This window comes from Comamonas granuli NBRC 101663, from assembly GCF_000739995.1.
Classification (GTDB): domain Bacteria; phylum Pseudomonadota; class Gammaproteobacteria; order Burkholderiales; family Burkholderiaceae_C; genus Simplicispira; species Simplicispira granuli.
In genome coordinates this window covers 298,004-312,490 of sequence record NZ_BBJX01000005.1, presented here as the reverse complement: position 1 = coordinate 312,490, position 14,487 = coordinate 298,004, and the positions used below count along the sequence as shown (strand labels likewise).

Sequence of the window (14,487 nt, the reverse complement as noted above, 5' to 3'; positions counted from 1 at the left end):
AGCGCCCTCTGGGCAAGCGCGAGCAGCTATATTTTATATAGCACTCAAGGCTTGCGCAGGGACGGGTCCAGGCGCGCCTCGAAGCGATCGCTGTTGGCGCCAAAGCCCACCACCTGGCCCGGTGCCGGGGGGGTGGACGGCTGCACGGTGGGCACATCGCCCGACGCCAGGGGCGCCAGGGGCGGCAGGGGCTCACCGGGCAAGGGGCCGGGGTCGGTCATCGTGAAGTCGATGGACATGCCCGAATCCACGCTTTGCGTGGCGGACGGAGCGGCCTGCGGCGCCGCGCCGCTGGTCGGCGGGTCGTTGAGCCAGGCAGAGTCGAATTCCAGCAGGCTGTCCTCGAAGTCGCCGTCCTCGGGCGGCTGCGGCGCAGCAGGCTCCGGGGCAGCGCCTGCCAGCGGCGCAGCGGCCTGCGGCGTGGTGCGCGCGCGCGGCGGCGGTGCGCCGCGCGCCGAGGCGGGCGTGGTGCGAGCGATCGCGTACAGCAGCAGCAGGTCGTCGTAGGCTTCGAGCTCGAAACGCGCATGCGCCGTGGCGTCGCGGCGAAACAGCAGGCCCTCGAGCAGGGGCAGAACGGATTCGTCGCTCCACACGGCCTCGATGCGCGCCAGGGCCTCCGGGTGGGCGAACAGGGTGCGGCCCGGCTGGTTGAACGCGCCGAACTCGGGCACCTGGGCGTTGAAGTGCTCGTGGAACTGCGCGCGCAACTGGTTGAAGTCGTCCACCCGGCTGAGCGAACGGTACAGGCGCAGCAGGTCCAGGTAGGCCGCTGGCGCCGTGGTGGCGTTGGCGGCGATGTATTTCTTCATCACCTCGATGGCCTGGCTGTGCTCGCCCACGGAAACGAAGAATTCGGCCTGCTGCTGCAGGTCGAACAGCTCCTCGGGGTTGATGAGCAGCGCCGGCTGGGGCGCGGCCTGCAGCGCCGCCGGCGCGGCGGGCGGCTGGGGCGCATGCCCCAGCGCGACCAGCAGCGAATCGGTGGGCTCCAGGTGCTCGGGCTCGGGCACGGAAATGGGCGCCGGTGCGGCGGCGGGCGGCGGCGGCGCCACGACCGGCTCTTGGTCTTCCGCAGGCGCGGGCGGCTGCAGCGGTGCCGGGGCGGTGGTGCCACCGGCGGGCGCCTGGGCTGCCACGGCCTGGTGCCAGTCCCGGCGGGCCTGGTCCGCCTGCAGGCGCATGCGCCAGAGCAGCCAGCCCATGGCCGCCAGGGCTGCCAGCGCCAAAGCGCCCAGGGCATAGACCACGCTGGCGGGAAAGCGCTCCTGCACTTCGCGCTGCAGATCCTGGGCCAGGCGGCGCTCCTGCTCGGCCTGGCCGCGCGCCAGGGCCAGCTCCTGCTGCTGCGCGGCGCTGCGCGCGCCCTCCTGCAGCAGCTCCTGCGCGTCCATGTTCAGCGCCTTCCACTGCGCCTGCCACTGGGCGCGGCGCTCGGGCGTCGCGGCGTCCTCCTGGGTGGCCTGCATCTGCGTGCTCAGGCGCAGGGGCAAAGGGGCGGTGTCGTCCAGCCAGTCTTCCAGCGGTTCCATGACCAGGCGCGCAGCCGGCGCGGGCTGGGCCGGTGCGGGCTGCGGACGCACCGCCTTGGGCTTGGCGCGTGCCACGCGCTCGGGCCGCGCCTGGGGCGGCGTTGGCTCGGGGCGCGGCAGCGGGGCGGCGGCGGCGCGGCGCGGGGGCGTGGCGGCGGCGCTGGGCAGCGGGCCTGCCTGCGCGGGCAGGCCGGTGGTTGCGCTGCCCGCCCCGGAGGCCCCAGGCCGCGCGGGCGCCGGCAGCGCCGGTGCGGCGGCGCGCTCGAGCGCGCCGGGGGCCGGGGGATCGACCAGAAAGGTGTAGCTGCGCGTGATCTTGCCCGTGCAACCCGCCGAGAGCGTGACGCCGAGCACGGGTTCGTCGGCCGCCTCGGCGCTCAGCACGCGCACCATGCCCGGCCGACCCGCCAGCGCGGGCAAGGGCAGCACGCGCACGCGCGTCAGCGGCCGCTCGCCGGAGACCACCTCGGCGCTGAGGCAGGAGTCTTCCAGGGTCTTGCCCGGATCGGCGATCACCTCGAACGACACATCGACCGGGCGCCCCAGCACCACCTGCCCGCGGGCGGCACCGAGCGTGAGCGCCGCCGCCGAACCGGCGCCGGCTCCGAGGCAAAAAGCGATCAGGACATGGCGGACAATCACGTTTACATTCTTTTTCAAGCCAGTTCCGGATTCTTGCACAACATCTATCGGAATGGTGATCACGATTACCACATGACATACTCGACAGATTCCCCATTTGCCACCGTGGGCGTGGTAGGTGCCGGCGCCATGGGCCGCGGCATCGCGCAACTGGCCGTGCAGGCGGGTTGCCAGGTGCGGCTGCTCGACGCCCAGGCCGGAGCGGCCACGGCGGCGCAGGCGGCCGTTGTCGCACAGTGGCAACACATGGCGGCCAAGGAGCGCATCAGCGCCGACCAGGCCGCGGCCTGGTCCGCGCGACTGCAGGCCGTGCAGGAGCTGCAGGCCCTGGCCGGCTGCACGCTGGTGGTGGAGGCCATCGTCGAGCGGCTGGACGCCAAGCAGGCCCTGCTGGCCGAACTCGAGGCCCTGCTCGGTCCCGACGCCGTGCTCGCCACCAACACCTCCTCGCTGTCGGTCACGGCGCTGGCCGCACGCATGCAGCGCCCCGGGCGGTTTGCGGGCCTGCACTTCTTCAACCCGGCGCCGGTGATGAAGCTCGTGGAGATCGTCCCCGGCCTGCGCACCGAAGCGAGCGTGTGCGAGCGGCTGGCGGCCCTGGTGCGCGCCATGGGCCATACGCCCGTGCGCGCGCAGGACACGCCGGGCTTCATCGTCAACCACGCCGGCCGCGGCTACACGACCGAGGCGCTGCGCATCGTCGAGGAAGGCGTGGCCGACTACGCCACCGTGGACCGCATCCTGCGCGAGCAGGCGGGCTTCCGGCTCGGGCCGTTCGAGCTGCTCGACCTCACGGGGCTCGATGTCTCGCACCCGGTGATGGAGTCGATCTACCACCAGTTCTACGAGGAGCCGCGCTTTCGCCCCAGCGTGACCACGGCGCAGCGCCTGGCCGGCGGCCTGCTGGGGCGCAAGAGCGGCGAAGGCTTTTACCGCTATGCCGAAGGCGTGGCCCAGATGCCGGCCGACGCCCCGGTGCCGCAGGTCGAGCGCGTTCCGCCGGTGTGGGTCTCGCCGCGCGCCGCGCGCAGGCCCGAGATCTACCAACTGCTCAAGCGCCTGGGCGCCGACATCGAGACCGGCGCGACGCCCTCGGCCGGGGCGCTGATCCTCGTGGCACCGCTGGGCTTCGATGTCACCACGGTCGCCGTGGTCGAGCGCCTGGACCCGTCGCGCACCCTGGGCATCGACATGTTCGTGGACGACGCCAGCACCCGGCGCCGCGTGCTCGCCACCAACCCCGCCACGCGCCGCGACATGCGTGACGCCGCCCATGCGCTGCTGGCGCGCGACGGCAAGGCCGTGAGCGTGCTGCGCGACGGCGGGGGCTTCGTCACGCAGCGCGTGGTGGCGCACATCGTCAACATCGCGGCCGACATGTGCCAGCGGCGCATCTGCACCCCGGCCGACCTGGAGACCGCCGTCACCCTGGGCCTGGGCTACCCGCTGGGCCCGCTGGCCCTGGGCGACCGCTGGGGCCCGACGAACGTGCTGGAGGTGCTGTTCAACCTGCAAACCGTGTACGGCGACCCGCGCTACCGCCCCAGCCCCTGGCTGCGCCGGCGCGGCGCCATCGGCCTGAGCCTGCTGCACGTGGAAGAATGACGCCTTCGCCGCCCCGGCCCTGAGCCCCCCTCCCCCCCCGCCACCATGCCCGCAGAACTCCGCAGCACCAGCCACGGCACCACCCTGGTCCTGACCATCAGCCACCCCGAACTGCGCAACGCGCTGGAGCCGTCCATCTACGCCGCGGGCATCGAGGCCCTGGGCAGCGCCGAGCGCAACCCGGACGTGCGCTGCGCCGTCATCACCGGCGCACAGGGCACGTTCAGCGCCGGTGGCAACCTGCAGCGCCTGCAGGCCCAGCGCGCGCAAGGCCTGCAGGCGCCGGAGGAAAGCATCCGCGCGCTGCACCACTGGATCGAGGCCATACGCACCTGGCCCAAACCGGTGATTGCCGCCGTGGAGGGCGCGGCCGCGGGCGCGGGGTTTTCGCTCGCGCTCGCCTGCGACCTGATCGTGGCCGCACGCAACGCGCGCTTTGCCATGGCCTACACGCGCGTGGGCCTCTCGCCCGACGGCGGTGCGAGCTGGTCCCTGGCGCGCGCCCTGCCCCGCACGCTGGCCGCCGAGCTGCTGCTGTGCGGCGAGAGCGTGGCGGCCGAGCGCCTGCACGCGCTCGGCGTGGTCAACCGCCTGGCCGACCCGGGCAGCGCCCTGGAGGCCGCGCTCGCCCTGGCCGACACCCTGGCCGCGGGCGCACCGAATGCGCTGGCCAGCACCAAGGAGCTGCTGGCCGAGGCCGAGCAGCAGCCGCTCAGCGCCCAGCTCGACCTCGAGCGCGCGCACTTCCTGCGCAACCTGCTGCACGCCAACGCGGGCGAGGGCATGGCCGCCTTCCTGCAGAAGCGCCCGCCGCAGTACCGCTGAGGCGCGCGCCGCGCCGTTCGCACCGGGCACGCTGCGGACGCCGGTCAGCTATTTTTCTGATAGCTGCTCGCGCAACAGGTGCGCGCGCTACAGCCATTTCCAATCTAGAAAACCCCTCTGCCCGCCGTGCCCGGGCAGCGCGCAGACGCGCAGGTGACAACCCCCCTCCCCCCCAGCGGTCCCGCACGCGACAATGTCCGCGTTGCCAGTCACCCAAAAGACAGACCATGGACGATCCGATTCTTACCATCGATGAACGCTCAGCAATCAACTCCGGTCGCTGGTTTTCATCCCTTTCACCTTCGCTGCGGCACGACATCCTGCGATGCGCCTACGTCAAACGCTACAAGGACGGCGACCTGATCGCCGCACGCGGCGATCCGCCCGAGGAGTGGATCGCCTGCGCCAAGGGCGCGGTGCGCGTGAGCTCGACCTCGATCTCGGGCAAGCAGATCACGCTGACCTACGTGGAGCCGGGCATCTGGTTCGGCGACGTGGCCATCTTCGACGGCGACCGGCGCACGCACGATGCCTATGCCCATGGCGACACCACCGTGCTGGGCGTGGCCAAGGCCGACTTCCGCAAGATCCTCGCCCAGCACGTGGAGCTGTACGAAGCCATGCTGCGCCTGCACGCACGGCGCATCCGCCAGCTCTACGGCCTGGTGGAAGACCTCAACACCCTGCCGCTGCGCGCGCGCCTGGCCAAGCAGTTGCTGCACCTGATGCGCAGCTACGGCATTCCCAGCCTGGCGCATGGCGACGAGATCCGCATCGGCCTGCAACTGGCGCAGGAAGAGCTGGCGCAACTGCTGGGTGCTTCGCGCCAGCGCGTGAACCAGGAGCTCAAGGCCATGGAGCGTGAGGACATCATCCGCATCGAGCCGGGCGGCCTGGTCGTGCGCGACCGCGACGCCCTCATGCACATCGTAGACACCGACCACTGAACCCGCCCCTCCATGAGCAACTTCGATCACTTCATCGGCACCCGCGCCGTCTCCGAACAGCACGCCTTCGACACCGCCGCCTTGAGCGCCTGGCTGGAAAAGCACCTCGACGGCTTCCAGGGCCCCCTGAGCGTGGAGATGTTCAAGGGCGGCCAGTCCAACCCCACCTACAAGCTCATCACGCCGGGCCAGAGCTACGTGATGCGCGCCAAGCCCGGCCCGGTGGCCAAGCTGCTGCCTTCGGCCCACGCCATCGAGCGCGAGTTCGCCGTGATGAGCGGCCTGGCTGCTACCTCCGTGCCCGTGCCGCGCATGTACGCACTGTGCGAGGACGAGTCCGTCATCGGCCGCGCCTTCTACGTGATGGAGTTCATGCAGGGCCGCGTGCTGTGGGACCAATCCCTGCCCGGCATGACGCCCGCCGAGCGCGCCGCCATCTACGACGAGACCAACCGCGTCATCTCCGCCCTGCACACGGTGAAGTTCGCCGAGCAGGGCCTGGCGGGCTACGGCAAGCCGGGCAATTACTTCGAGCGCCAGATCGGCCGCTGGAGCAAGCAGTACGTCGCCTCGATCACGCAGCCCATCCCCGAGATGGACCAGCTCATGGCCTGGCTGCCCGCCCACATGCCGGCGAGCGCACGCGACGAGGGCCGCGTCTCCATCGTGCATGGCGACTACCGCCTGGACAACCTGATGTTCCACCCCACCGAGCCGCGCGTCATCGCCGTGCTGGACTGGGAGCTGTCCACGCTGGGCCACCCGCTGGCCGACTTCAGCTACCACTGCATGGCCTGGCACATACCGCCCGGGCATTTCCGCGGCATCGGCGGACTGGATCTGCCAGCGCTGGGCATTCCGTCCGAGCAGGACTACATCCGCAAGTACTGCGAGCGCACCGGCCTGGCCACGCCCGAGGAGCTGGCCGCCGACTGGAACTTCTACCTCGCCTACAACCTGTTCCGCCTGGCCGCCATCCTGCAGGGCATCGCCAAGCGCGTCGAGATGGGTACGGCGTCCAGCGCCCAGGCCAAGGCCTCGGGCGAAGGCGCGCGGCCCCTCGCGCAGCTCGCCTGGTCGTTCGCGCAGCGCGGCTGAACCCGCTCCCACTTTCCCACTGTTCATCTAGGAGAACCCATGGACTTCGACTACTCGCCCAAAACCAAGGAACTGCAGGCCAAGCTGCTGAAGTTCATGGACGACCACATCTATCCGGCGGAGGCCGAGTACGCCGCCGAGCTGGCCGCCAACACGGCGGCGGGCAAGCGCTGGACGCCGCTGCAGACCATCGAAAACCTCAAGCCCAAGGCCCAGGCCGCCGGCCTGTGGAACCTGTTCCTGCCGGTGGACACGGCCCAGGCCTCGGGCTACCACGGCGCCGGGCTGACCAACGCCGAATACGCCCCCCTGGCCGAGATCATGGGCCGCGTGCTGTGGTCCAGCGAGGTGTTCAACTGCTCCGCGCCCGACACCGGCAACATGGAGACCATCGCCCGCTATGGCTCCGAGCCCATCAAGGCCGCCTGGCTCAAACCCCTGCTCGAAGGCAAGATCCGCTCGGGCTTCGCCATGACCGAACCCGACGTGGCATCGAGCGACGCCACGAACATCGCCACGCGCATCGAGCGCCAGGGCGACGACTACGTCATCAACGGCCGCAAATGGTGGACCTCGGGTGCCATGGACCCGCGCTGCAAGGTGCTCATCACCATGGGCAAGACCGACCCCGAGGCGCCCAAGCACTCGCAGCAGAGCATGATCGTGGTGCCCGCCGACACCCCGGGCGTGAAGATCGTGCGCGGCCTCAACGTGTTCGGCTACGACGACGCGCCCCACGGCCACGCCGAGGTGATCTTCGAGAACGTGCGCGTGCCGGCCGCCAACATCCTGCTGGGCGAGGGCCGCGGCTTCGAGATCGCCCAGGGCCGCCTGGGCCCCGGCCGCATCCATCACTGCATGCGCCTGATCGGCCTAGCCGAGCGCGCGCTCGAACTCATGTGCAAGCGCGCCGTCGCGCGCGTGGCCTTCGGCAAGGCCGTTGCCCAGCAGACCGTGACGCAGGAGCGCATCGCCGAGGCGCGCTGCAAGATCGACATGGCGCGCCTGCTCACGCTCAAGGCCGCCTGGATGATGGACGTGGCCGGCAACAAGGTCGCCAAGACCGAGATCGCCATGATCAAGGTGGTGGCGCCCAGCATGGCCTGCCAGGTGATCGACTGGGCCATGCAGGTGCACGGCGGCGGCGGCGTGAGCGACGACTTCCCGCTCGCCTTCAGCTACGCCCAGGCGCGCACCCTGCGCTTTGCCGACGGCCCGGACGAAGTGCACCGCAACGCCATCGCCAAGTGGGAGCTGGGCAAGCACATGCCCGTCAAGCCCGCCCACTGAGCGGGCACACCCGGCAGCGCCGCGCGCGCCCTCAGGCGGCCGGCGGCGCTGCCGGGGCGGCCGCCTCCGGCGCAGGCGGCGGCAGATGGTGCATGGCCACCTGGGCCACCATGAGGAACAGCGCCAGCGCGTACTCCAGGTCCGGCAGGTGGCTGGGCAGGGTCTGCATGCGCAGCAGCAGGCCACCTTCGTCCAGCATGAGCACCAGCGGCACCTGGCCGGGCGCAGCCGCCTGGCCTTCGTGCATGGCCTGGGCCACGACCGCCGCGTGCACGCACTGGCGTGCATCGCGCGCGCGGCTGCCGAGCACGGCAAAGGCCTGGCGGAACGAGGCCGGCCAGTGCGGCACGCTCACTTCTTCGAGAATGGACAGCCAGCGCAGCTCCTGCGGCAGGCTCTCGGTCACCGTGGTCTGCACATCCTGGGTGATGGCACCGTAGGCCCGCACCTCCAGCTCTTCCTTGAGCGCGCGGTTCATCAGCATCACGCTGGCGCCGGGGTCTATGGGCAGCTCGGCGCGCAGACGCAGCTCTGCGCCCTGCATGTAGTCGCGCGTGGGCGTGCCGCTCTCGAGCTGCCAGGCGTGTTCGCCCAGACGCCCTTCCAGCGTGTAGCCGCCCTCGCCGTCTGCTGCGGCATAGCGCCAGCCACGCGCCGCGGCCCAGTGTGCCAGCTGGGCCGGCGTGACAACGCCCGGGGGCACCGCCGCCGGGTGGGGGCCCAGGCCCAGGGCTTTGCGCAAACCGTCGAGCATGGCGCTCCTTTCACAGAGATGGAATAACAACCACAGGCACCCGCCGCAGGCCGCGCACGGAAGGCGGCTAGCGCGACAGGCGCATGCTGCTTCCCGAGACCTCGAAGTGCAGCACGGGCGCGCCGTCCTCGAAGGGCATGCCCAGGGCAATGCGCCCCGTGCCGTGCAACAGGCAGGTGTCGCGGCGCAGCGGCACGGCCGTCTCGCTGCCCTCGAACCACACCCAGGTGCCGTAGCTGCTCTGGTCGGTGAGGGCGAAACGGCCATGGTGCCACTCGATGCGCGCGTGCACGCGCGAGACGCGCGGATCGGGCACGCACAGCGGCATCTCGCTGGAGCGACCGATCTGCACCGGCATCTGGCTGGAGGAAAACTCCCGCTCGCCCCCAGGCCAGTGGATGCGGATGCTGCCCAGCAGGGAATCGAGCGGCGTCACCGTGCTCGGCAGCCCGGCCTGCATGGTCAGCATATCGCCGGCGTCCTCGCCGTCGCGCCACTCGGCGAGAAACACCATCTGCGATTCGGACTTGCCGCGGATCTCGAACATGCCGAGCTTGCGAAAGCGCACGCCGGGCACGATCCCGGCGTCCACGGCGGCGACGTCGTTCACCCAGACCTCGCTGGGGCCGGCTTTCTCGCACAGGCGCGAGGCCACGTTCACGGCATCGCCATAGGTATCGCCCTCGACCTCCAGAACCTCGCCGCAGGCCACGCCGATGCGGATCTCCGTGTGCATGGGGCCGGGCCAGCGCTGCAGGTTCACCTGGTGCGCACGCTGCAGTTCCCCCGCCATGGACACGGCCTCATGGGCGCTGGCAAACACGCCCAGCACGCCATCGCCGAGGTTTTTCACCACACGCCCCTCATGGGACTGGATGGCATCGCCGATCCACTGCGTCATGCGCAGAACAATGGCCGCCGCACGTTCATTGCCAAGGGACTCGTAGAGTCCGGTGCTGCCTGTGAGGTCAGCAAAGATCACCGTCGAGATGGAGCTCATGGGAACAATGCGCCGGTTTGCGGATGGGGTGGCTTGCAGTGTATCAACCTGCAACCCGCGGCGGGGCATGCCCGCCCGATGCGGATTGCAGCCAGCGCGCAGCGCCCTGCCCGGCGGCGCGTCCGGTGGCGCAGCAGGCAGTGAGCAGGTAGCCCCCGGTGGGTGCTTCCCAGTCGAGCATCTCGCCCGCGCAGAACACGCCGGGCAGGGCCTGGAGCATGAGCTGCGCATCCAGCGCCTCGAAGGCCACGCCGCCGGCCGTGCTGATCGCCTCCGCCAGCGGCCGCGGCGCCAGCACGGTGACGGGCAGCTGCTTGATGGCCTGCGCCAGGCGCGCCGCATCCTGCATGCCGTCCTTGCCCAATTGCTCATAGAGGATGGCGGCCTTGATGCCTTCGAGCCCCAAACGCCCCTTGAGGTGGCTGGAGAGGCTGCGCGCGCCGCGCGGGTGGCGCACCTCGGCCAGCACGCGCTCGGGCGTGTGGTCGGGCAGCAGGTCGAGCAGGAAGGTCGCGTGCCCATGGGCGGCGATCTCGTCGCGCAGCAGGCTGGAGACGGCGTAGATCAGGCTGCCCTCCACCCCCGTGGCCGTGGCCACGAACTCGCCGCGGCGCGCGAAATGGCGGCCCTGGCTGTCGGTGAACGACAGGGCCACGGACTTGAACGGCTGGCCCGCGAAGCGCTCGGTGAAATGCGGCGTCCACCCCACGGCGGGCGCGCTGCCACGGCCGATGAGCTCGCGCAGGAAGGCGCGCCGCGTCTCCCCCAGCGGCGCGTCCACGCGCGCCACGTCAAAGCCGCAGTTGGCCGGCTGCAGCGGCGCGATGGGCACGCCGCGTGCGGCCAGCAGCGGCACCCAGGCGGCATCGGAGCCCAGGCGCGGCCAGCTCGCGCCGCCCAGGGACAGCACCGTGGCGCGCGCGTGCACCAGGCATTCGCCCTGCGGCGCAGCAAAGCGCAAGGCCCCGTCCGGCGCCCATCCGAGCCAGCGGTGGCGCATGTGGAACTGCACGCCCATGCCGCGCAGCCGGTGCATCCAGGCGCGCAGCAGCGGCGCTGCCTTCATGCCGGTGGGAAACACGCGGCCGGAGCTGCCCACGAAGGTCTCCACCCCCAGACCCAGCGCCCAGGCGCGCAGGGACTCGGCGCCAAAGCGCTCCAGCAGCGGTGTGAGCTGCGCGCGGCGCGTGCCAAAGCGCGCGGCAAAGGCGGCGAAAGGCTCGGAGTGCGTGAGGTTGAGCCCGCCCTTGCCTGCCAGCAGAAACTTGCGCCCCGCGGACGGCATGGCGTCGAACACATGCACGGCATGGCCCGCCTGGGCGAGCACCTCGGCGGCCATGAGGCCGGCCGGGCCGGCGCCGATGAGGGCCGCGTCGCAATGCAGGGAGGGGGCGCAAGCGGCAGGGGAGACGGAGGCGGCGGTGGAAGCGGCGGGGGAGGCGGCAGAAGCGACAGGCATGGAGCAATCATGCCACCGGGCGCCGCTGCATGCCCGCCTACAGCCGCACCAGCCGCCCGTCGCCACTCAGAAAGGCCGCGTGCACCGCTTCGCCCGGCACCTGGGCCTGCACGGCGGCGCGGTAGCGCTGCAATTGCGCCAGCAGCTCGGGCTGGCGCTCGGGCTGCAGCGCGCTTTTGTAGTCCAGCACCCACCAGCGCGCGCCCGCACGCGGCTGGTGTAGGCACACCAGGCGGTCCAGGCGCAGGCTTTGGCCCTGGTGCAGCAGCGGCGCCTCGTTCACGGCCAGCGCCACGGCGGCCTGGTCCCAGGCCCAGGCGCCCTCGCCTTGCAGGATGCTGCGGGCCAAGGCGGCAGCGGCCTCGGCCGCCGCCCGGGGCAAGGCGTATTCGCGCGCCAGTTGCGCCAGTTGCAGATCGCTCCAGCCCTGGTCGCGCGCCTGCTCCAGCGGCAGGCCGGCCACGCCCACCTGCTCGAGCAGCGCGTGCATGGCGCGGCCCTGGCGCGCGGGCAGGTCGTCCTCGGGGGGCGCAGGCGGTGTGGCCGGCGGGGCGGCGGGACGCGGCGCGGGCAGCTCCCACAGGGTGAAAGCGGCGTCCTGCAGGGCCGGGCCCGGGGCCAGGGCAGCCAGGGCCTGCGGGTCGGCGTCGTGCTCCATCAGCGGCGCCAGGCGCGCCCACCAACTCCCCGGGTTGGCGCTGCTGGACTGCACGCAGGACAGCACCAGGCACTGCTTGGCGCGCGTGGCGGCGACGTAGAGGGTGTTGAGCTCCTCGCGCTGGCGCTCGGCCAGCTCGGCGGCCAGGGTGTCCTCGGCGCTGGGCGGCGGGTTCGCTTCGCTGGCCAGGAAGATGAAGCGCCGCGGCGCGGCCTGCTCGCCCGGCCAGTCCACGAGCACGGCCATGGTCTCGGCCCGCTTGCCGCGCGCATCGGTATCGAGCAGCAGCACGCTGTGCGCCTCCAGGCCCTTGGCGCCGTGCACGGTGAGCAGGCGCACGGCCTGGGCGTCGGCGCGGCTGGGCGCGCGCAGGCCGCCTTTCTTCAGGGCACGCACGAAGGCGTAGGGGGTGAGGTAGCGCCCGCCGTCCTGCTGCAGCGCGCAAGCCAGCAGCGCGCGCAGGTTGGCCAGCACGCTGGCGCGCTGCGGCGCCGGCGCGGCCGCGGCAAAGCGCGCGGGCACGTCGGCGTGCTGGTAAATGGCCTGCAGCGCATCGTGCGGCGGCAGTTGCTCCACCCAGGAGCGGTAAAGTGCCAAATCGGCCCCTAGCGCTTGGTATTCGGGCGCGAGCAGCTCTGTTTTTTGTAGCAAATCAAACCAGCCCAGGTGCTCATGCCCGGGCTGGCGGCGCAGCAGGGCCAGGTGGGTGAGCAAGGCGTCGGGCGCATGGAACAGCGGCGAGCGCAAGGCACGCGCGAGCGCCAGGTCGTGCCCGGGCGAGACCAGCGCATCGAGCAGGGCGGCCAGGTCCTGCACCTCGGGGGCTTCGGCCAGGTCGGTCTTCTCGGGCTGCACGCAGGGGATGTGCAGGGCGCGCAGCGCCTCCTGCATCTGGGCCAGGCGCTCGCGCTTGCGCGCCAGCACCATGATGTCCTGCGCCGGCACGCCCTGCGCCATCTGCGCCGCCACCCAGCGCGCCGCCTGGGCGCATTCGCGCATGCGCAGGGTTTCCTCGGCCTCATGGCGCGGCGTGGCGAGGCTGTCGCGCCACGCCGGCAGAGCCGCATCGTCCGCGTCCGCACCGGGGGCGGCCGGCTCCGGCACGATGGGCGGCAGGCGCAAGAGCGCGCCGGCGGACTGCGACTCGGTGGTGTGCCTGCGGTAGCCGCGGTATGCGCCGTCGGACTGCGCGGCCTGCATGGCGGCGTTGACGGTGGCGATGATGGCCCGTGCATTGCGCCGCGTGTGGTCGCAGGCCAGCAGGTCGCCGCCCAGGGCCGTGCGCACGAAGTCCTGCGCCGCCAGGAACACCTGCGGCTCGGCGCGGCGGAAACGGTAGATGCTCTGCTTGGGATCGCCCACGATGAACACGCTGGGGGCCTGCAGGCCGCCGCCCGCGCCCGCGTAACCCGCCAGCCAGGCCTGCAGGGCCTGCCATTGCAGCGGGTTGGTGTCCTGGAATTCGTCGACCAGCAGGTGGCGCACGCGCGCGTCCAGCCGCTCCTGCACCCAGCCGCCGAGCACGGGGTCGGCCAGCATGGTCAGGGCCATGCGCTCGACGTCGTTCATGTCCACCCAGCCACGCGCGCGCTTGAGCTGCGCGTACTGCGCGCACAGCGCGCGTGCCAGCCGCGCCATGCGCTGCTGGTGCAGCCAGGCCTGGTGCTGCGCGCACGCGGCCAGGAGCGGCTGCAGTTCGGCCTCGGCCTCCTGGGCGGCCGGGTATTTCTCGAGGTTCTTGCTCAGCCGGTCGGCCGTGGCGACGAAGAGCGCTTTGCGCAGCAGGGCCAGGCGCTGCTCCAGGCCGTCCTGGGCGAAGGCATCGACGATGGCGGCCGCGGCCTTTTGCGGCGTCTTGTTGCTTTCGGCGTCCAGCAGCCGCGCCCACGCCTGCCAGCGCTCGGCGGCGGCCGCACCGGCCAGGGCCTGCACGGGGGAATCGAGCCCGGCCAGGCGCGGGTAGACCGCGCCGAACGGCGGCACCGACGCATCGACGGTACCGGCCGCGTCCGCCAGCAGGAATTCCACGCGCTTGTCCAGCGCCGCCTCCAGCGCCTTGTGCGTATTGCTGCGGCCATGCGCGGCGATGCAGGCCTCGTAGTCGGCGCGCAGCGGCGCATCCTGGGCCACGGCCTGCAGGAAGGGGCGCCAGACCTCGGCCTTGGCCTGCGCGTCGTCTTCGAGCAGATCGTAGTGCGCGGGCAGGCCGCTGTCCTGCAGCAAGGCCAGCGGGGCCGTGGAGAGCAGCGCGGCAAACCAGCTGTGGAAGGTGCGGATCTGCAGCGGCCGGCCGCTGGCAAACAGCTTTTGCTGCAATTGTTGTAGCGGCTCGCGCAGCTCCAGAGCGCGCTGCGGGTCGATTCCGCGTGCAATCAGCTCCTTGTCCAGATCCTCGGGCGCGGCCTGGGCGAACTGCGCCAGCCATTCCTGCAGGCGCTGGCGCATCTCGCCCGCGGCTTTCTTGGTGAAGGTAATGGCCAGGATCTCGTGCGGCGCGCAGCCCTCGAGCAGCGCGCGCAGCATGCGCGAGACCAGCATCCAGGTCTTGCCCGCGCCCGCACAGGCCTCCACGGCCACGCTGCGCTGCGGGTCGCAGGCGATGGCGTAGAAGGCCGCGCGCGACACCGGCCGGCCATTCCATTCGTAGGCAGCTTGCTGCGTCATTTCCCGTCCCTCA

The 14,487-nt window shown here is 71.6% G+C and carries 10 protein-coding genes; 5 read left to right on the top strand and 5 right to left on the bottom strand.

Going from position 1 to position 14,487, the window contains the following annotated elements:
* Positions 1-44: 44 nt before the first annotated feature.
* Positions 45-2,192: a hypothetical protein gene (locus CGR01S_RS06975; RefSeq protein WP_052382516.1), complete on the bottom strand. Its 2,148-nt coding sequence runs from the start codon at positions 2,190-2,192 to the stop codon at positions 45-47.
* A gap of 54 nt (positions 2,193-2,246) precedes the next feature.
* On the opposite strand from CGR01S_RS06975, the gene CGR01S_RS06970 reads away from it, so the two are divergent.
* The 5 genes from CGR01S_RS06970 (at position 2,247) to CGR01S_RS06950 (ending at position 7,939) form a co-directional block, all read left to right on the top strand.
* A complete protein-coding gene (locus tag CGR01S_RS06970; RefSeq protein ID WP_042424266.1) occupies positions 2,247-3,779 on the top strand; it encodes a 3-hydroxyacyl-CoA dehydrogenase in 1,533 nt (510 codons plus the stop codon).
* 45 nt (positions 3,780-3,824) lie between these two features.
* Complete coding sequence (locus CGR01S_RS06965) at positions 3,825-4,604, top strand: oxepin-CoA hydrolase, alternative type (protein WP_042424262.1); 780 nt, start codon at positions 3,825-3,827, stop codon at positions 4,602-4,604.
* Between the two features lie 227 nt (positions 4,605-4,831).
* On the top strand, positions 4,832-5,551 hold the full coding sequence (locus CGR01S_RS06960) for a Crp/Fnr family transcriptional regulator (protein WP_042424259.1): 720 nt from the start codon (positions 4,832-4,834) through the stop codon (positions 5,549-5,551).
* A gap of 12 nt (positions 5,552-5,563) precedes the next feature.
* Positions 5,564-6,649, top strand: a complete 1,086-nt coding sequence (locus CGR01S_RS06955; RefSeq protein ID WP_042424256.1) for a phosphotransferase — start codon at positions 5,564-5,566, stop codon at positions 6,647-6,649.
* A 39-nt stretch (positions 6,650-6,688) separates the two neighbouring features.
* Positions 6,689-7,939 carry an acyl-CoA dehydrogenase family protein gene (locus CGR01S_RS06950; RefSeq protein WP_042424253.1) on the top strand — a complete coding sequence of 417 codons (1,251 nt, stop codon included), beginning with the start codon at positions 6,689-6,691 and terminating at the stop codon, positions 7,937-7,939.
* Positions 7,940-7,970: 31 nt separating this feature from the next.
* Here CGR01S_RS06950 and CGR01S_RS06945 read toward each other — a convergent pair whose 3' ends face one another.
* The 4 genes from CGR01S_RS06945 to CGR01S_RS06930 form a co-directional block, all read right to left on the bottom strand.
* A complete protein-coding gene (locus CGR01S_RS06945; RefSeq protein WP_042424251.1) occupies positions 7,971-8,693 on the bottom strand; it encodes a hypothetical protein in 723 nt (240 codons plus the stop codon).
* 67 nt (positions 8,694-8,760) lie between these two features.
* Positions 8,761-9,693, bottom strand: coding sequence for an adenylate/guanylate cyclase domain-containing protein (locus CGR01S_RS06940; RefSeq protein WP_042424248.1), 933 nt, complete (start codon positions 9,691-9,693; stop codon positions 8,761-8,763).
* Between the two features lie 43 nt (positions 9,694-9,736).
* Positions 9,737-11,152: a TIGR03862 family flavoprotein gene (locus tag CGR01S_RS06935; protein ID WP_042424246.1), complete on the bottom strand. Its 1,416-nt coding sequence runs from the start codon at positions 11,150-11,152 to the stop codon at positions 9,737-9,739.
* A 37-nt stretch (positions 11,153-11,189) separates the two neighbouring features.
* The gene (locus CGR01S_RS06930; RefSeq protein WP_042424242.1) at positions 11,190-14,474 is read right to left on the bottom strand and encodes a UvrD-helicase domain-containing protein; all 3,285 of its coding nucleotides are present in this window, start codon (positions 14,472-14,474) and stop codon (positions 11,190-11,192) included.
* Positions 14,475-14,487: the final 13 nt, after the last annotated feature.

Excerpts from the sequence above, each read along its gene's own strand:
- CGR01S_RS06970 (WP_042424266.1), top strand. The coding sequence starts at position 2,247 with ATGACATACTCGACAGATTCCCCATTTGCCACCGTGGGCGTGGTAGGT.
- CGR01S_RS06965 (WP_042424262.1), top strand. The coding sequence starts at position 3,825 with ATGCCCGCAGAACTCCGCAGCACCAGCCACGGCACCACCCTGGTCCTG.
- CGR01S_RS06960 (WP_042424259.1), top strand. The coding sequence starts at position 4,832 with ATGGACGATCCGATTCTTACCATCGATGAACGCTCAGCAATCAACTCC.
- CGR01S_RS06955 (WP_042424256.1), top strand. The coding sequence starts at position 5,564 with ATGAGCAACTTCGATCACTTCATCGGCACCCGCGCCGTCTCCGAACAG.
- CGR01S_RS06950 (WP_042424253.1), top strand. The coding sequence starts at position 6,689 with ATGGACTTCGACTACTCGCCCAAAACCAAGGAACTGCAGGCCAAGCTG.
- CGR01S_RS06945 (WP_042424251.1), bottom strand. The coding sequence starts at position 8,693 with ATGCTCGACGGTTTGCGCAAAGCCCTGGGCCTGGGCCCCCACCCGGCG.
- CGR01S_RS06940 (WP_042424248.1), bottom strand. The coding sequence starts at position 9,693 with ATGAGCTCCATCTCGACGGTGATCTTTGCTGACCTCACAGGCAGCACC.
- CGR01S_RS06935 (WP_042424246.1), bottom strand. The coding sequence starts at position 11,152 with ATGCCTGTCGCTTCTGCCGCCTCCCCCGCCGCTTCCACCGCCGCCTCC.
- CGR01S_RS06930 (WP_042424242.1), bottom strand. The coding sequence starts at position 14,474 with ATGACGCAGCAAGCTGCCTACGAATGGAATGGCCGGCCGGTGTCGCGC.